Genomic DNA, 17597 nt, shown 5'->3' on the forward strand with positions numbered 1-17597 from the left:
ATGCCTATCGACGAACTCTTCAGTGTCTTTCCGCTGGCCTTTGACTTCACTGCCCTGCTGTTGGGGCTGGTGGTCGGCAGTTTCCTCAACGTGTTGATCTGGCGCCTGCCGAAAATGCTCGAGCGCGAATGGCGCCAACAGGCTCACGATGTTTTGGGGCTGCCCGGTGAAGCGCCGTTGCCCACTTACAACCTGATGCTGCCGCACTCGCAATGCCCGCACTGTGGCCACCGGATCCGCGTGTGGGAAAACATTCCCGTGTTGAGTTACGTGTTCCTGCGCGGGCGCTGCTCAAGTTGCAGCGCACCGATCAGCAAGCGTTACCCGCTGACCGAACTGGCCTGCGGCCTGCTCTCGGCGTTCATCGCCTGGCACTTGGGTTTCGGCTGGCCGGCGTGCCTGCTGATCGTGCTGACCTGGGGCCTGTTGGCCATGAGCCTGATCGACATCGAGCATCAATTGCTGCCCGATGTGCTGGTGCTGCCGCTGTTGTGGCTGGGGTTGATCGTCAACAGCTTCGAGCTGTTCGTATCGCTGCACGACGCACTGTGGGGCGCAGTGCTGGGCTACATGGCGCTGTGGTCGGTGTTCTGGCTGTTCAAACTGATCACCGGCAAGGACGGCATCGGCCACGGCGATTTCAAGTTGCTGGCGCTGCTCGGGGCCTGGGGCGGCTGGCAGATTCTGCCGCTGACCATCCTGTTGTCCTCGCTGGTGGGCGCTGTGCTCGGGGTGATTCTGCTCAAGCTGCGCGACCAGAAAACCTCGACGCCGATCCCCTTCGGCCCATATCTGGCAATTGCCGGCTGGATTGCCTTGCTCTGGGGTGGTCAAATAACCGGCTTCTATTGGCAGTTTGTCGGTTTGAAATGAATACCCCTGTGGAAAAACCCTGGATTCTCGGCCTGACCGGCGGCATCGGCAGCGGCAAAAGCGCCGCCGCCCAGCACTTCATCGATCTTGGTGTCCACGTGGTGGACGCCGATCACGCGGCGCGCTGGGTGGTCGAACCGGGCCGCCCGGCGCTGGCGAAGGTCGCCGAACACTTCGGCCCGGATGTGTTGCAGGCCGACGGCACACTGGACCGAGCGGCCCTGCGCAAACTGATATTCGAGGTACCGGAGCAACGGCGCTGGCTCGAAGCCCTGCTGCATCCGCTGATCGCCGAGGAAATCGCCCATCACCTGGCGCTGGCACAATCGCCTTACGCGATTCTGGTCTCGCCGCTGCTGATCGAGTCCGGGCAATACGCGATGACCCAGCGAATCCTGGTGATCGACGCCCCGCAACAACTGCAGATCGAACGCACCTTGCAGCGTGACCAGACCAGCGAACAGCAGGTCCAGGCGATCCTCAAGGCCCAGTCCAGCCGCGAAGGCCGCGTCAGCCGTGCCGACGACGTAGTGGTCAACGACCGCGACCTCGCCTGGTTGCACAGCGAGGTCGAGCGCCTGCATCACTTTTACCTGACTTTATCCGGAGGCCAATCATGAGCCAGACCCCAACCGTCAACTGCCCGACTTGCGGCGCGCCCGTGGAATTCACCCCGGAAAACAAATACCGCCCGTTCTGCTCGGACCGCTGCAAGCTGATCGACCTCGGCGCCTGGGCGTCGGAGGAACACAAGATTCCGGTGGCCCCGGATGCCGAGGACGAACTGTTTTCCGGCGATTTCGACCCGCGTCACTGATCCCGTTCAGGGCCGCATGAAGCCGTAGTCCTGATCGTCGTCGAGGTTTTCCGCCAGAAAACGCAACTCGTCGGCCAGGTCTTCGGCGTTGCGCACCGCCTTGCTCTGCTGCACCACCGCACTGAGCAAGGCGCGCAGGCTCAGGCCCGGATCGAACCCCACCTCCTGCGCCATCTCCAGACTCTGCCGGGTTTCCTGCCTCGCCCACTCGTACACGCTCATGCCGCTGCTCCTGAAGGGATTTGAACGAGCATGAAATGCCGCGCGCAGAGTGGATTTGATGTGGATCAAGACTTGGGGTCGTCGTCCTTCCAGGGCGCCGAAAGGTAGCGGGTGCGGTTGAAGGTCTCCAGCCATTCCGGGCAGAACACCACCAGCGCACTGACGACCATGCCGTTGATGAAGGCTTCGGGAAAAATCAGCAGCCACAGGTAACCGATGAAATCTTCCAGCCATTCGGGCATGGCAAACAGGCCGTCGTACCAGAGCAGCATCAGGCTCAGCGTCAGGCAGAACAACGCCGACAGCGCCGCAGCGAAAAAGCCGGAACAGAAGATGTACACGAACGGATTGCGCGGCTGAGCGCGCTCGACCAGGATCGCCACGCATTCGGTGATCAACACTGGCAACAGGATCAGCAAGGCACCGTTGACCCCGACGGCCACCAGATCCTGACGTCCCAACAGCACCAGTCCCAGTTGCGCCACCAGTCCGCCGACGATCGCCAGCGGCCAGTCCAGCAGCAGCGTCACCGCCGTCATGCCGATGAAGTGGTAAGACACGCCGGTATCGAAATCCCTGCGCACCAGCCACAGCAGAAACAACGCGAACACCGTGCCGAACAGCAAATGCTGACGGCGGTTGTCGCTGAACAGCTCGACCCACGGTGTGCGGACAATCGCCCAGAGCAGCACTGGCAGGTAAATCAGCCAGCCGAGGGTCAGACTTGTCGATGACAGCAGTTCTGCACCGATCATGATCCCATCACCTTCATTCGCACCGCAGACTCCTTTGATTGGCGCTCCTGTGGCGAAGTCTACACCTGCACGGCGGCACATCTCCCGATGCAAAGCTTTCTGCTTGTCGCAATTGAACGCTAAGCTTGGGCCTATGGATGACTCAGATTATTTACGCCTGCTGACCATCGCGGCCGAGCAAGCCAACGCTTTCCTGTCCAATGCCCGCAAATGGGAGCGTGAGCGTTGGGTCTGCCAGCGCCTGCTGCAAGGCTTGAATATTCCTTATCGCGCCGACGAATTCGCGCCTGCCGGGGAACCGCCGGACGTTTTGTTTCGCGACGCCAACTTCGAGGTGTTTTTCGTCCTCGACGAGGGCCGTCGGCTCAACGACGAATGGCGCGATGAGCTGCAACGTCGGCGCAGTGCGTTTTCCCTCAGCCAACTGGTGCGCCGTGAAGCCAAGCCGCGGCGGATTCCGGCGAATGAATTTCTGCTGAGACTGGCGCCGACCTTGCGCAAGAAAGCGCACAACTACAAGGAACGCGGCATGGACCTGGGCGAGCTGGACATCATCGCCTTCGCCAGCCTCAAACGCGAAGTGCTCGACCTCAACAGCCACTTTCCGCCGCCTACCGAATACCTGCGTCAGGGCTGGCGCTCGCTGTCGCTGGTCGGGCCGACCTTTGCCCGGGTGCTGTTCGCCCACCCCGATGCCCCGGATTTTCTGCGCGGCAACCTGGGGCGCAGCATCGTGTTCGATGTCGGGATCAGCCTGTGACGCCACTTCAACAATTGATTGCCGATGTCCCACAGACCGGATGCGTGCGCTGGATTGGCGTACGCCCCGAGTCACGGGGGCCGATGCTCACGCTCGATGCCGTGGAGGCGCGGCTTGAAGCCGGGCTCACCGGCGATCACGCTCGGCCCGGTGTGCGCAATGCGCGGCAGGTGACGCTGATTCAATGGGAACATCTGGCCGTCATCAGCGCCTTGATGGGCCGGTCGGCCGAACAACCGGTCATGCCTGAAGATCTGCGACGCAATCTCGTTATAAGCGGGATCAACCTGTTCAGCCTCAAGGGGCGGCGCTTTCGCATTGGGCAGGCGATTTTCGAAACCACGGGCTGGTGCCAGCCGTGCGCGCGCCTGCAAAACAACCTCGGCCCCGGAACGTTCCAGGCCGTGCGCGGGCATGGCGGAATCACCGCGCGAGTGTTACAAAGCGGGATCATTCGCCTCGGGGACAGTGTGTCTGTCGAACCGGTCCCGGACAGTGGCTATGCTGCGTTCAATCCCGGTTGAAAACCGCTGTAGCGTGTTCTCATTCAGTAACGTCTACCTGACGAGGCCTTTATGACCAGCCGCCTGAACCCCGAAGACCAGAAGCATGTCGAAGAGTACCTGCAATTGTCCCAACACCGTGTCGAGCGCCGGCCATTCCGGCCGTGGATGCTCCTGGTGCTGGTGCTGGCAGTGACCATTGGTCTGGGCCTGTTGAGCCGATTTATCAGTTACCTGACGCTATGAGCTGCATCGCGCTCGCTCGGGTTACGACGACAAAGATTTCCTTTAAAAACCTTGCGAGCTATCCCTATGTCCCATCGTATTGTCATTGTCGGCGGCGGCGCCGGCGGTCTGGAGTTGGCTACCCGTCTGGGTAAGACGCTGGGCAAACGCGGCACCGCCAGCATCATGCTGGTCGACGCGAACCTCACGCACATCTGGAAACCGCTGTTGCACGAAGTGGCCGCCGGATCGCTGAACTCTTCCGAAGACGAACTCAACTATGTCGCCCAGGCCAAATGGAACCACTTCGAGTTCCAGCTGGGGCGCATGAGCGGGCTCGATCGTGAGCAGAAGAAAATCCAGCTGGCTGCCACCTACGACGAAAACGGCGTCGAACTGGTTCCGGCGCGGGAAGTGCCCTACGACTCGCTAGTGATCGCGGTCGGCAGCACCACCAACGATTTCGGCACTCAGGGCGCAGCGCAGCACTGCCTGTTCCTTGATACCCGCAAACAGGCCGAACGTTTCCACCAGCAACTGCTCAATCACTATCTGCGTGCACACGCCGGGCAGACCGATACGGTCCAGCAGATCAGCGTGGCCATCGTCGGCGCGGGTGCCACGGGCGTCGAACTGGCAGCCGAGCTGCACAACGCGGCTCATGAACTGGCGGCTTATGGTCTGGACCGGATCAAACCGGAAAACATGCACATCACCCTGATCGAAGCCGGGCCACGGGTGCTGCCAGCTCTGCCGGAACGTATCAGCGGGCCGGTGCACAAGACTCTTGAAAAGCTCGGGGTCAACGTGATGACCAACGCGTCGGTCAGCCAGGTCACCGCCGACAGCCTGATCACCGCCGATGGCAACGAGATCAAGGCCAGTCTGAAAGTCTGGGCTGCCGGGATCCGCGCACCGGGTTTCCTCAAGGACATCGATGGTCTGGAAACCAACCGCATCAATCAGCTGCATGTGCTGCCGACGCTGCAGACCACCCGCGACGAAAACATCTTCGCCTTCGGTGACTGCGCCGCCTGCCCGCAACCGGGCTCGGATCGCAACGTTCCACCACGGGCCCAGGCTGCGCACCAACAGGCGTCGCTGCTGGCCAAATCGCTGAAATTGCGCATCGAAGGCAAGACCCTGCCGGAGTACAAGTACACCGACTACGGCTCGCTGATTTCGCTGTCGCGTTTTTCGGCTGTGGGTAACTTGATGGGCAACCTGACCGGCAGCGTGATGCTCGAAGGCTGGCTGGCGCGGATGTTTTACGTGTCGCTGTACCGCATGCACCAGATGGCACTGTACGGGCCTTTCCGCACGGCGATGCTGATGCTGGGCAGCAAGATCGGACGCGGCACCGAGCCTCGCCTGAAGCTGCACTGATGTAAAAGCACCGTGGGGGCGGACTCGCTCCCACGGTGCTTTGTCTTCTACTGTATCTGTCCCCGCTTTCCCCACCTTCGCTTACAAACGCCCCGCTCCTCGACACAGACGCGATACACCGCCACCGCTTAATGGTCACACCCGAGCACACCTGCTCCGGCTGATCGCCCTCAACGTGTGGTTGCGCTGTGCAACCGAAGGAGAATGCAATGTCCCGTACTTCGAAAATCGGCAAAAACTCCCTTGGCCTGGTCGGTGCCGTACTGGCCGGCGGCTTGATGCTGTCCGGCTCGGTGTTCGCCGCACAACCGCTGGCCCAGGGCTACATGGTCGCTTCGGCCGAGACCTCGGTGAAAACCCCGGAAGGCAAATGCGGTGAAGGCAAATGCGGCGATGCGTCGATGGCCAAGACCGACACCGATGGCGACGGCAAGGTTTCGCGCGCCGAATTTCTGAAGGTCGCGCCGAAGTCCGACTTCGACAAGATCGACACCAACCACGACGGCTTCATCGACGAGCAAGAGGCGTACAACAACGTCAAAGCCAACTTCGAAGCCAATGGCAAGAAAATGCCGAAAGGCCTGTTCGAGCACCTGAAAGATCAGGACGGTGCCTGATTTTTCAGACGCCCGACAAAACAAAGCCGCGCTTTCTCTGACGAGAAGCGCGGCTTTTTCACACCTGCATGATTACAACTGGAAGCGTCGCACCATGCCTTGCAGGGCGTTGGCCAGTTGCGACAGTTCATGGCTCGACGCGTTGGTTTGATCGGCCCCCGCCGCCGAACGCACCGATAGATCACGAATGTTCACCAGATTGCGGTCCACTTCCCGCGCCACTTGCGCCTGTTCTTCGGCGGCGCTGGCGATCACCAGATTGCGCTCATGGATTTCGTGTACCGAGGCCGTGATCGTCTGCAACGCTTCGCCGGCCCGCTCGGCCAGCACCAGCGTGGTGGCGGCGCGCGAGGCACTGGCCTGCATCGACTCCAGCGCCAGGCTCGAACCGTTGCGCATGCCCTGCACCATCTGCTCGATTTCCTGAGTCGACTGCTGCGTGCGATAAGCCAGCGCGCGGACTTCGTCGGCTACTACCGCAAATCCACGCCCGCTCTCCCCGGCCCGCGCTGCTTCGATGGCGGCGTTGAGTGCCAGCAGATTGGTCTGTTCGGCGATCGCCCGGATCACATCCAGCACTTTGCCGATATCTTGGGATTGGTTGGCCAGCGATTGCACCAGCTCGCCAGTGTGTTCGACTTCGCTGGCCAAGGCGTTGATGGCACCAGCGGTTTCGCTGACCCGCTCCTGGCCCAACTGCGCCGACTCGCTGGACTGGCGGGTGGCGTCGGACGTCGACACCGCATTGCGGGCGACTTCCTCGACCGCCGTGGTCATCTCGTTGACGGCGGTGGCGGCCTGTTCGATTTCGTTGTTCTGCTGTTGCAGCCCTTGCGTGCTGTCGTGGGTGACCGCACTCAATTCGTCGGAAGCGGTCGCCAGTTGCGTGGCCGAGCCGCTGATGCCCTGCAGGGTTTCGCGCAGATTCTGCTGCATGGTCGCCAACGCCTTGAGCAAACGGCTGACTTCATCGTTGCCGTGGGTTTCGATCGGGCGGGTCAGATCACCTTTGGCGACGTGTTCAGCAGCGTCGACGGCGGCGCTCAGGGGGCGAACGATGCTGCGGGTCAGCAACATGGCCAGCGCCACGGTGGCCAATGCCGCCAGAGCGATAAACAAGGTCACGATAGTGCGCGAGGTTTCGTAGTGGGCCGCAGAGTTCTGGCTTTCGGCGGCAACCTGACGAGCGAACAGATCGGCCAGGTCATTGAGTTGTTTGCCGGAGCCGTCGACCACGGTTTTCATGTCGACCAGCAGCAGCTTGGTCAGCTCGTCGCGCTTGCCTTGCTCGGCGAGGGTGAACGACTGGGCGATCCCGGTGCGGTAGGCGGCGAAGGTTTTCTTGAACTGATCGTATAACTGCTGGCCTTCCGGAGTGGTCACCAGCCGGTCGTAAGCGGCGATTTTCTCGCTCAGTTCCTTGTCGCGGGTGTCCATCTGGCTGCGGTACGTGGCGATGTTGGCCGGATCCTGATCCAGCGCCATGCGCAGGGAGATAGTGCGAATGCGCAACATGATCTCGCGAATCTCGTCGCCACCGCGAATGCTCGGCAGCCACTGCGTTTCCACCGCCACTTCGCTGTCGCGGATGCTCGACATCTGCCCCAGCGCAAACACTCCGAGCAACGCGACCAGCACCGCGATCAGGGCAAAGCCCAGGGCGGCACGGGGAGCAATATTCAAATGACGAAGCAACATGACGAACGCCCTTTTTCTTGTATTGGCCGGATTCAAGGGGCGATCAATGGCAGGCCCCTTTGGTTAGCGGGCTATCGGCAAGTTGTACGATGACTTGAATGAAACATTTCTGGAGGACAAAAAAAATCCCCGTATCTTTCGATACGAGGATTTTTAATATGGTCGGGGTAAGGGGATTCGAACTCCTGACATCCTGCTCCCAAAGCAGGCGCGCTACCGGACTGCGCTATACCCCGGTAAAAAAAAGGCGACCTTTCAAAGATCGCCTTCTTCGATCAGCGCTTTTGGCCTCTGATCTTAAGATTCGATCCCAGCGTTAACTGGTTTCAAAAATGGTGGGTCGTGTGGGATTCGAACCTACGACCAATTGGTTAAAAGCCAACTGCTCTACCAACTGAGCTAACGACCCAAATATGGTCGGGGTAAGGGGATTCGAACTCCTGACATCCTGCTCCCAAAGCAGGCGCGCTACCGGACTGCGCTATACCCCGGCTTGAAATTGGCTCCGTGACCAGGACTCGAACCTGGGACCCAATGATTAACAGTCATTTGCTCTACCGACTGAGCTATCACGGAACTACATATTTCAATTTACAACGGTGAAACTTGCAGCTTCTCGACATCGTTTTCGCATCGCTGCGTTCGTGTGTCTGAGGCGCGCTATTCTACAACCTAGAACACCTCTGTCAACCCCCTAAATTGCTTTCAAGTTAATGATTTGCAACTTATTTCAGATTTCTGCCCAGTGAGCTGAAACCGTGTTGGTGACTGACTGCGGGGCGCACTTTACAAGCCTTTTCCTTTGAGTTCAACAGCCTGGCGAAAAAAAAGGCCTCGCATTGCGAGGCCTTGATTACTTCACCACTGTCGAGCGTCAGTTGAACGTGATCTCGTCGTTCTCCACAACGCCGGTCGCGGTCTCCCCTGGCATGAACCGTCCCGACAGGATCAACTGCGCCAACGGGTTCTCGATCCAGCGCTGGATCGCCCGCTTCAGCGGCCGTGCGCCATAGACCGGGTCGTAACCGACGGCAATCAGCTTGTCCATCGCTTCCGGGCTCAGTTCCAGCTTCAGCTCGCGCTCGGCCAGACGGCTGCGCAGACGGCCCAGCTGGATCTCGGTAATGCCCGCGATCTGATCCCGTGCCAATGGCTCGAAGATCACCACCTCATCGACCCGGTTGATGAACTCCGGACGGAAGTGGGTGGAAATCGCATCCATCACCGCTGCCCGTTGTGCTTCCCGATCACCGACCAGTTCCTGGATCTGCATCGACCCCAGGTTGGAGGTCATGACGATCACGGTATTGCGGAAGTCCACCGTGCGGCCGTGGCTGTCGGTCAGACGACCATCCTCCAGCACTTGCAGCAGGATGTTGAACACATCCGGGTGCGCCTTCTCGACTTCGTCCAGCAGGATCACCGAGTAAGGCTTGCGCCGTACCGCTTCGGTCAGATAACCGCCCTCTTCGTAACCGACGTAGCCCGGTGGCGCACCGATCAGCCGAGCCACGGAATGTTTCTCCATAAACTCGGACATGTCGATCCGCACCATCGCCTCTTCCGTATCGAAGAGGAATTCGGCCAGCGCCTTGCACAGCTCGGTTTTACCGACACCGGTCGGGCCGAGGAACATGAACGAGCCGCTCGGGCGATTCGGGTCGGACAACCCGGCACGGGAGCGCCGCACCGCGTTGGCCACAGCAACCACCGCTTCGTCCTGGCCGATCACGCGTTGATGCAACAGGCTTTCCATCTTCATCAACTTGTCGCGCTCGCCTTCGAGCATTTTCGACACCGGAATGCCGGTCCACTTCGAAACGACTTCGGCGATTTCCTCTTCGGTCACCTTGCTGCGCAGCAACTGGTTTTCGCTCTTGCCGTGCTGGTCGACCATTTGCAGGCTACGCTCCAGATCCGGGATCACCCCGTACTGCAACTCGGCCATGCGGTTCAGGTCGCCTTTACGGCGCGCGGCTTCCAGTTCCTGACGGGACTGTTCGATCTTCTGCTGAATCTGCGCAGAACCCTGTACCTCGGCTTTTTCCGAGTTCCAGATTTCTTCCAGATCCGAATACTCACGCTCGTGACGGACGATTTCTTCCTGGAGTTTTTCCAGGCGCTTGATCGCCGCTTCGTCGCTTTCTTTCTTCAGCGCCTGGGATTCGACTTTCAGTTGAATCAGGCGCCGCTCCAAACGATCCAGAACTTCCGGCTTGGAGTCGATCTCCATGCGGATGCGGCTGGCCGCTTCGTCGATCAGGTCGATCGCCTTGTCCGGCAGTTGCCGGTCAGTGATGTAACGATGGCTGAGCTTGGCCGCCGCGATGATCGCGCCGTCGGTAATCGCCACCTTGTGGTGAACCTCGTAACGCTCCTTGAGGCCACGCAGGATCGCGATGGTGTCTTCTTCGCTCGGCTCGTCCACCAGCACTTTCTGGAAGCGCCGCTCGAGGGCCGCGTCCTTCTCTATATATTGGCGGTACTCGTTGAGCGTGGTCGCGCCGACGCAATGCAGCTCACCACGGGCCAGGGCCGGTTTGAGCATGTTGCCGGCGTCCATCGAGCCTTCGCCCTTGCCGGCGCCGACCATGGTGTGCAGTTCGTCGATGAACAGAATGATCTGCCCTTCCTGCTTCGACAGCTCGTTGAGCAGCGCTTTCAGGCGCTCTTCGAACTCGCCGCGATACTTGGCGCCGGCAATCAGCGCACCCATATCGAGGGACAGCAGGCGCTTGCCACGTAGGCCATCCGGCACTTCGCCGTTGATGATGCGCTGGGCCAGACCTTCGGCAATCGCGGTTTTACCCACGCCAGGTTCGCCGATCAGCACCGGGTTGTTCTTGGTACGGCGCTGCAGTACCTGAATGGTGCGACGAATTTCATCGTCACGGCCGATCACCGGGTCAAGCTTGCCTTCTTCGGCGCGCTTGGTCAGGTCGACGGTGTATTTATCCAGCGCCTGACGCGACTCTTCGTGGTTGGCGTCATTGACCGCCTCGCCACCGCGCAGGTTGTTGATCGCATTCTCCAGCGCCTTTTTGCTCACACCCTGGCCGAGCAGCAACTTGCCAAGCTTGCTGTTCTCGTCCATCGCCGCGAGCAGTACCAGCTCGCTGGAAATGAACTGGTCGCCCTTCTGCTGGGCCAGACGGTCGGCCTGGTTGAGCAGACGCGCCAGATCCTGCGACATGTTGACGTCGCCGGTCGGGTTCTGGATTTTCGGTAATTGATCGAGCTCTTTGGTCAGCTCTTTACGCAAGCTGTTGACGTCGAAGCCCACCTGCATCAACAGGGGCTTGATCGAACCACCCTGCTGTTCAAGCATGGCTTGCATCAAATGCGCCGGCTCGATGGCCGGATGATCGTGGCCGACAGCCAGGGATTGGGCATCGGACAACGCCAACTGCAATTTGCTGGTTAAACGGTCTATACGCATGGGTCACCTTCCTTTTGAGCAGGCCGGACCTAAAAACCATCCTGAATAAAGAAACCTGCCAGATACCGCTATAGATGCGGTCGATTCTGGAAGATTCAAGCGTGTGACAGTTGATGCAGATCAGACAGTTTAGCGGGTGAGCCAGACTAAAGAAGCGAAGCGACCGGTGCGTGACGCACGGCGATAGGAAAAGAAGCGCGGATCGGTCACGGTACAGAAACCGCCACCATAAACAGCGGTGACACCGCGAACCGCCAGACGCAGGCGCGCCAGCTTATAGATGTCGGCCATGAACTTGCCGGCGTTGTGGCTCGGAACAAAGGCTGTCTCGGCTTCGGGCAATTGATTCATGAAGACTTCCCGGACTTCCGGACCGACTTCGAAGGCTTGCGGACCGATGGCCGGGCCGAGCCAGACCAGTACGTCCTCAGCGGGTACATCCAGACTGTCCAGCGTTGCTTCCAGCACGCCAGCCGCCAAACCACGCCAACCCGCGTGCGCCGCTGCCACGCGAGTACCGGCACGGTCGCAGAACAGCGCAGGCAGGCAGTCGGCGGTCATTGCTGCACAAGCGATACCGGGGGTTGCCGTCCAGCTGGCATCCGCCGTTGCGACCACGGACGGATCAGCATGCGCCACGGCAACCCCGTGCACTTGCTGCAACCAGGCAGGCTTTATAGAGAAGTGTTCGGTCAGGCGCCGACGGTTTTCGGCGACGGCCTCCGGGCGGTCATCGACATGATCGCCCAGGTTAAGGCTGTCGAACGGCGCCTCGCTGACGCCGCCCTCACGGGTGGTGACACAGGCCTTGACGCTGGCCGGCGCGGGCCAGTCCGGCGTCAGCCAGTTCATCCGACGAATGCCTCGCGATCCTGCTTGAGCAGGGTCAGCAGCCAGACCAGATCTTCCGGCAGCGGCGATTCCCAGCTCATGCGTTCACCGGTGGTCGGGTGATCCAGCTCGAGGAACCGCGCATGCAGGGCCTGACGCGGGAAGTGCTTGAGGGACTCGACCATGGTCTGGCTCGCGGCCGGCGGAATGCGGAAACGACCGCCGTATGCCGGGTCGCCGACCAACGGGAAGTTGATGTGCGCCATGTGCACGCGAATCTGGTGGGTACGACCGGTTTCCAGCTTCACCCGTACGTGGGTGTGGGAACGGAAGCGCTCCAGCACGCGGTAGTGGCTGACGGCAGGCTTGCCGCCTTCCATCACCGCCATGCGTTGGCGCTGCTGGCCGTGACGACCGATCGGGGCGTTGATCTTGCCGCCGGCAGTGACCACACCGATCACGATGCACTCGTAGATCCGGCTGACGCTGCGGCTTTGCAGTTGTGCGACCAGTTTGGTCTGCGCCTGAATGGTCTTGGCCACCACCATCAGACCGGTGGTGTCCTTGTCCAGACGATGCACGATACCGGCGCGCGGGACATTGATGATGTCCGGCACGTGGTGCAGCAAGGCGTTGAGCAAGGTGCCATCAGCGTGACCGGCAGCCGGGTGCACCACCAGGCCCGCAGGCTTGTTGATCACCAGAATGTCGTCGTCTTCATAGACGATGTCGAGTTCGATGTCCTGAGCGACCCATTCACCCTGGGCCTCCTGCTCGGCAGTGAGCTCAAGGATGGCACCGCCATGAACGATGTCGCGCGGGCGGATGACCGCCCCGTCCACAGTCAGGCGACCTTCTTTGATCCAGGCGGAAAGGCGCGAGCGCGAGTGCTCGGCGAAGAGTTGGGCGGCGACTTGATCGAGGCGTTGGCCGCCCAATTCGGACGGCACCTCTGCGCGAAGTTCAATTTTATCGGACATGCTCGGACTGGGCGTCGGCTACAGCCTTTGGTTTCGGCTGCGCGCTTGTGGTTAAATACGGCGTCTTTTGCCCCGGGGCTTTTCAACGGGGCGCTCATCATAACAGGACGGCCCCGCCCAAGACAGCGGCCGTCATAGGGACGCAAGCCGCCATGCAAGTGAAACACCTGCTGCTGATCGCCATCCTCGCATTGACCGCTGCTTGCTCATCGAAGGAAGTCGTAGACGAAAACCTGAGTGAAGCCGAGCTGTACCAGCAGGCTCAACAGGACCTGGACAACAACAGCTACACCAGCGCCACAGCCAAGCTGAAGGCTCTGGAGTCGCGTTATCCGTTCGGTCGCTACGCCGATCAGGCGCAGCTGGAACTGATCTACGCCAACTACAAGAACGCCGAGCCGGAAGCTGCAAAGTCCGCCGCCGAGCGTTTCATTCGTCTGCATCCGCAGCACCCGAACGTCGACTACGCCTACTACCTGAAGGGCCTGACTTCGTTCGACCAGGACGTCGGCCTGCTGGCGCGCTTCCTGCCGCTGGACATGACCAAGCGTGACCCGGGTGCCGCCCGCGACTCGTACAACGAGTTCGCCCAGCTGACCAGCCGCTACCCGAACAGCCGCTACGCGCCGGACGCCAAGCAGCGCATGATCTACCTGCGCAACCTGCTGGCCGCCTACGAAATCCACGTGGCCGACTACTACCTGACCCGTCAGGCCTATGTCGCCGCCGCCAACCGTGGTCGTTATGTAGTGGAAAACTTCCAGGAAACCCCATCGGTCGGTGACGGCCTGGCGGTGATGACCGAAGCCTACCAGCGTCTGCACCTGGACGAATTGGCGGCCACCAGCCTGGAAACCCTGAAGCTCAACTACCCGAACCACCCGAGCCTGCAGGACGGTCAGTTCGTGCCTCGCGTTGCCGAAGCCGACAACCGTTCGTTCCTGAGCAAGGCCACGCTGGGTCTGATCGAATCCCGTCCGCCGCTGCCGCCGGGAGAGACCCGCGCCAACCAGGACGTGCAGAAACAGTTCCAGGACGCGAAAGACGCGATCCCGAACGAGCTCAAGCCGAAAGACGAAAACGGCGACGTGATCGAAGAGCCGGAACCGGAGTCGAGCGACAGCGACCGTTCCATCTTCAGTTACCTGACCTTCGGTCTGTTTGACTGATCACTTCGGTGATACCAAAAAGGGAGATCTTCGGATCTCCCTTTTTATTGCGGCGTGTGATTGGGCTGTGCGCCTGTCGGGTCCTTGGCTAAACTGCCGAATCATTAGCCGAAAAGCCGCCCATCATGCTTCGTTTACTGTTCTGGATTGCCTTGATCGCCGCCGCTGTCTGGTTGTGGCGCAAATTCAAGGCCCCCGCCTCGTCCGCCCGATCGCCTCGCGAACAGGATGCCGCGCCGATGGTGCGCTGCGCCCATTGCGGCGTACACCTGCCCCGCGACCGTGCGCTGAATCTTCAACAACAGTGGTATTGCAGCCAGGCTCACCTTGAGCAAGGCCCAGGTTCCAGTGATCGCTGAGGCCGACAACGCCGACAGCAAACAGGCCCAGCGACTGCTGCGCCTCTATCATCTGTACCGTTTGAGTGTCGGCATCACTTTGGTGTTGCTGATTTCCAGCAACATGGACAACCGTCTGCTGAACTCGACCAACGACGAGTGGCTGCGCAATGGCAGCTGGTTGTACCTGGTGCTGAACATCCTGCTGGTGGTGTTCCTCGAGAACATCCGCCGTCCCGCCCAGCTGTTCGGCCTGGCACTGGTCGACATCCTGCTGCTGTGCGGGGTGTTCTATGCGGCGGGCGGCGTGGCCAGTGCGATCGGCAACTTGCTGATCGTCTCGGTGGCCATCAGCAACACATTACTGCGACGACGCATCGGCTTGCTGATCGCCGCCATCGCCACCCTCGGCATCGTCGGGCTCAGCTTTCTGCTGAGTTTCAGCCATCCCCTGAGCGCCAACGATTACTTGCAGGCCGGTACCCTCGGCGCCCTATGCTTTGCGGCCTCATTGCTGGTGCAAGGATTGATGCGCCGTCTCGAGGTCAGCGAGAACCTGGCCGAACAGCGCGCCAGCGAAGTCGTGGGGCTCGAAGCCCTCAACGCGCTCATCCTGCAACGCATGCGCACCGGCATTCTGGTGCTCGACGAACAACGCCGGGTGCAACTGGCCAACCATAGCGCCAGGACCCTGCTGGGCCAGACACACCTTGAAGGCGACTTGATCGACGACCACTCGAGCGCGTTGGTCGAGCGCCTGCAACTGTGGCTGAACAACCCGACGCTGCGCCCGCAAAGCCTGAAGATCGCCGGCAATGGCCTGGAGCTGCAGCCGAGCTTCATCGCCCTGGAACAGAGCCCGAACCGCCAGACCCTGGTGTTTCTCGAGGACCTCGCCCAGATCGCCCAGCAGGCCCAACAATTGAAGCTGGCCGCGCTGGGCCGGCTCACCGCCGGTATCGCCCATGAAATCCGCAATCCGCTGGGGGCCATCAGTCATGCCGCGCAGCTGTTGCAGGAATCCGAGGAACTCGATGGCGCGGATCGGCGTCTGACGCAGATCATTCAAGACCACTCCCAGCGCATGAACCGAGTCATCGAAAACGTCCTGCAACTGTCCCGCCGTCAGCAGAGCGCGCCGCAACGGCTGGATCTCAAGCTTTGGCTGGAGCAGTTCGTCAGCGAGAGCCGTGAACAGGCCGGCGAGCGCCAGCACATTCACCTGCACATCGGCCCGGGGGATTTCCGCACGTTGATGGATCCCGGCCAGCTCACGCAGATTCTCGACAATCTGTTACGCAACGGCTGGCGCCACAGTGCCCTTTTGCACGATCCGGCCGAGGTCTGGCTGACGCTGTTGATCGACCCCGAAAGCACGCTGGCCGTGCTTGAGGTGCAGGACAACGGCCCCGGCGTGCCACCGGATCAGCAGGCTCACCTGTTCGAACCATTCTTTACCACCAGCAGCCAGGGCACCGGCCTTGGGCTTTATCTGTCCCGTGAGCTGTGCGAAAGCAATCAAGCGCGCCTAGACTTCAAATCACGCCAAGGCGGCGGCTGCTTTCGCATCACCTTTGCTCACGGACGGAAACAAAGTTGAACACGAGCCCACGGCAAAAAATCCTCATCGTCGACGACGAGCCGGATATCCGCGAACTCCTGGAAATCACCCTGGGACGGATGAAACTCGACACCTTCAGCGCACGCAATCTCGCAGAAGCCCAGGCACTGCTGCACCGCGAGACTTTCGACCTGTGCCTGACCGACATGCGCCTGCCCGACGGCACCGGCCTGGAACTGGTGCAGCACATCCAGCAACGTTATCCACAACTGCCGGTGGCGATGATCACCGCCTACGGCAGCCTGGAAACGGCGATCAACGCCCTGAAGGCCGGGGCTTTCGACTTCCTGACCAAACCGGTGGACCTGACACGCCTGCGCGAGCTGGTCGGCTCGGCGTTGCGCATGCCGGCGCCGGGCAATGTCTGTACCTCGATCGACCGGCGCTTGCTTGGCGATTCACCGCCGATGCGCAACCTGCGCAAGCAAATCGACAAACTGGCCCGCAGCCAGGCACCGGTCTACATCAGCGGCGAGTCCGGCAGCGGCAAAGAGCTGGTCGCCCGGCTGATTCACGAACAGGGCCCGCGTGCCAGCCAGCCGTTCGTGCCAGTGAACTGCGGGGCGATTCCGTCGGAGTTGATGGAGAGCGAGTTCTTCGGCCATCGCAAAGGCAGTTTCAGCGGCGCGGTGGAGGATAAACCGGGGCTGTTTCAGGCGGCCCATGGCGGCACGCTATTTCTCGATGAAGTGGCGGATCTGCCGCTGCCGATGCAGGTCAAGCTGCTGCGGGCGATCCAGGAAAAAGCCGTGCGCAGCGTCGGCGGTCAACAGGAAACTGTGGTCGATGTGCGCATCCTCTGCGCGACGCACAAGGACCTCGACGCGGAAGTGGCTGCCGAGCGCTTTCGTCAGGATCTGTATTACCGGCTGAACGTAATCGAACTGCGCGTACCGTCTCTGCGCGAACGTCGCGAGGACATCGAAGCACTGGCCGGCCACATGCTCAAGCGCCTGGCCAATGGCACCGGGCAGCCGGCGGCACGTCTTCATCCCCATGCCCTCGAGTCGCTGAAAAACTACCGTTTTCCGGGCAACGTGCGGGAGCTGGAGAACGTGCTTGAGCGGGCGCATACCCTGTGTGAAAACCGCACGATCGAGGCCGAGGATTTACGCCTGATCGAAGGTAACGGCGCCGCTGAAGGTGGTATTGCCGATCTCACGCAGATCGACAACCTGGAAGACTATCTGGAAAGCGTCGAACGCAAACTGATTCTGCAGGCGCTGGAGGAAACCCGCTGGAATCGCACGGCGGCGGCGCAGCGGTTGAGTCTGTCGTTTAGGTCGATGCGCTACAGGCTCAAGAAATTGGGGCTGGATTGAACAAAAAGAACGCAGCCTTTATCGGCTGCGTTCTTTTGATG

18 protein-coding genes and 4 tRNA genes are annotated in these 17597 nt (G+C 60.8%); 12 read left to right on the forward strand and 10 right to left on the reverse strand.

Annotated elements, in window-relative coordinates; translation table 11 throughout:
• From QR290_RS25110 to yacG, 3 genes are read left to right on the forward strand one after another with little or no spacing between them, the layout of a single operon-like run.
• Positions 1-873 (forward strand): prepilin peptidase, encoded by an 873-nt coding sequence (locus tag QR290_RS25110; protein ID WP_289203825.1) that lies wholly within the window; start codon positions 1-3, stop codon positions 871-873.
• Complete coding sequence (gene coaE / locus QR290_RS25115) at positions 870-1493, forward strand: dephospho-CoA kinase (RefSeq protein WP_289203826.1); 624 nt, start codon at positions 870-872, stop codon at positions 1491-1493. Before QR290_RS25110 ends, coaE begins: the two co-directional genes overlap by 4 nt.
• The gene (gene yacG / locus QR290_RS25120; RefSeq protein ID WP_011335983.1) at positions 1490-1690 is read left to right on the forward strand and encodes a DNA gyrase inhibitor YacG; all 201 of its coding nucleotides are present in this window, start codon (positions 1490-1492) and stop codon (positions 1688-1690) included. The genes coaE and yacG overlap by 4 nt, the downstream gene beginning before the upstream one ends.
• A 6-nt stretch (positions 1691-1696) precedes the next feature.
• Here the strand turns inward: yacG and QR290_RS25125 are convergent, their stop codons facing one another.
• Positions 1697-1912, reverse strand: a complete 216-nt coding sequence (locus tag QR290_RS25125; protein WP_007959584.1) for a hypothetical protein — start codon at positions 1910-1912, stop codon at positions 1697-1699.
• 65 nt (positions 1913-1977) lie between these two features.
• A complete protein-coding gene (locus QR290_RS25130; protein ID WP_289203827.1) occupies positions 1978-2667 on the reverse strand; it encodes an energy-coupling factor ABC transporter permease in 690 nt (229 codons plus the stop codon).
• Between the two features lie 133 nt (positions 2668-2800).
• Here QR290_RS25130 and QR290_RS25135 point away from each other — a divergent pair, with 133 nt between their 5' ends.
• The 5 genes from QR290_RS25135 to QR290_RS25155 all read left to right on the forward strand — a co-directional run bounded on the left by QR290_RS25135 (position 2801) and on the right by QR290_RS25155 (position 6158).
• Complete coding sequence (locus tag QR290_RS25135) at positions 2801-3427, forward strand: DUF1780 domain-containing protein (RefSeq protein ID WP_007959580.1); 627 nt, start codon at positions 2801-2803, stop codon at positions 3425-3427.
• The gene (locus QR290_RS25140; protein WP_289203828.1) at positions 3424-3951 is read left to right on the forward strand and encodes an MOSC domain-containing protein; all 528 of its coding nucleotides are present in this window, start codon (positions 3424-3426) and stop codon (positions 3949-3951) included. The genes QR290_RS25135 and QR290_RS25140 overlap by 4 nt, the downstream gene beginning before the upstream one ends.
• Positions 3952-4002: 51 nt before the next feature.
• Positions 4003-4176 carry a DUF3094 domain-containing protein gene (locus QR290_RS25145; protein WP_007909875.1) on the forward strand — a complete coding sequence of 58 codons (174 nt, stop codon included), beginning with the start codon at positions 4003-4005 and terminating at the stop codon, positions 4174-4176.
• A 66-nt stretch (positions 4177-4242) separates the two neighbouring features.
• Positions 4243-5541: an NAD(P)/FAD-dependent oxidoreductase gene (locus QR290_RS25150; RefSeq protein WP_115079248.1), complete on the forward strand. Its 1299-nt coding sequence runs from the start codon at positions 4243-4245 to the stop codon at positions 5539-5541.
• Positions 5542-5750: 209 nt separating this feature from the next.
• On the forward strand, positions 5751-6158 hold the full coding sequence (locus QR290_RS25155; protein WP_007959573.1) for an HvfA family oxazolone/thioamide-modified RiPP metallophore: 408 nt from the start codon (positions 5751-5753) through the stop codon (positions 6156-6158).
• A gap of 72 nt (positions 6159-6230) precedes the next feature.
• Here QR290_RS25155 and QR290_RS25160 read toward each other — a convergent pair whose 3' ends face one another.
• The 8 genes from QR290_RS25160 to rluD all read right to left on the reverse strand — a co-directional run bounded on the left by QR290_RS25160 (position 6231) and on the right by rluD (position 13106).
• Positions 6231-7856: a methyl-accepting chemotaxis protein gene (locus QR290_RS25160; protein WP_289203829.1), complete on the reverse strand. Its 1626-nt coding sequence runs from the start codon at positions 7854-7856 to the stop codon at positions 6231-6233.
• 159 nt (positions 7857-8015) lie between these two features.
• Positions 8016-8092 (reverse strand) — tRNA-Pro (locus QR290_RS25165).
• Between the two features lie 97 nt (positions 8093-8189).
• Positions 8190-8265 (reverse strand) — tRNA-Lys (locus QR290_RS25170).
• A gap of 5 nt (positions 8266-8270) precedes the next feature.
• Positions 8271-8347 (reverse strand) — tRNA-Pro (locus QR290_RS25175).
• A 9-nt stretch (positions 8348-8356) separates the two neighbouring features.
• Positions 8357-8432, reverse strand: a tRNA-Asn gene (locus QR290_RS25180).
• Between the two features lie 298 nt (positions 8433-8730).
• Positions 8731-11295, reverse strand: coding sequence for an ATP-dependent chaperone ClpB (gene clpB, locus QR290_RS25185; RefSeq protein ID WP_102716614.1), 2565 nt, complete (start codon positions 11293-11295; stop codon positions 8731-8733).
• 129 nt (positions 11296-11424) lie between these two features.
• On the reverse strand, positions 11425-12147 hold the full coding sequence (gene pgeF / locus QR290_RS25190; protein ID WP_289203830.1) for a peptidoglycan editing factor PgeF: 723 nt from the start codon (positions 12145-12147) through the stop codon (positions 11425-11427).
• Complete coding sequence (gene rluD / locus QR290_RS25195; protein WP_011335991.1) at positions 12144-13106, reverse strand: 23S rRNA pseudouridine(1911/1915/1917) synthase RluD; 963 nt, start codon at positions 13104-13106, stop codon at positions 12144-12146. Before rluD ends, pgeF begins: the two co-directional genes overlap by 4 nt.
• Positions 13107-13258: 152 nt before the next feature.
• Between rluD and QR290_RS25200 the strand changes: the two genes are divergently transcribed.
• The 4 genes from QR290_RS25200 (at position 13259) to QR290_RS25215 (ending at position 17556) form a co-directional block, all read left to right on the forward strand.
• The gene (locus QR290_RS25200) at positions 13259-14275 is read left to right on the forward strand and encodes an outer membrane protein assembly factor BamD (RefSeq protein ID WP_085697519.1); all 1017 of its coding nucleotides are present in this window, start codon (positions 13259-13261) and stop codon (positions 14273-14275) included.
• 125 nt (positions 14276-14400) lie between these two features.
• The gene (locus QR290_RS25205; RefSeq protein ID WP_115079251.1) at positions 14401-14634 is read left to right on the forward strand and encodes a PP0621 family protein; all 234 of its coding nucleotides are present in this window, start codon (positions 14401-14403) and stop codon (positions 14632-14634) included.
• A complete protein-coding gene (locus QR290_RS25210) occupies positions 14624-16213 on the forward strand; it encodes an ATP-binding protein (protein ID WP_289205331.1) in 1590 nt (529 codons plus the stop codon). Before QR290_RS25205 ends, QR290_RS25210 begins: the two co-directional genes overlap by 11 nt.
• Complete coding sequence (locus QR290_RS25215) at positions 16210-17556, forward strand: sigma-54-dependent transcriptional regulator (RefSeq protein WP_115079253.1); 1347 nt, start codon at positions 16210-16212, stop codon at positions 17554-17556. Before QR290_RS25210 ends, QR290_RS25215 begins: the two co-directional genes overlap by 4 nt.
• Positions 17557-17597 lie beyond the last annotated feature (41 nt).

Source organism: Pseudomonas fluorescens (genome assembly GCF_030344995.1).
GTDB lineage: Bacteria > Pseudomonadota > Gammaproteobacteria > Pseudomonadales > Pseudomonadaceae > Aquipseudomonas > Aquipseudomonas fluorescens_BF.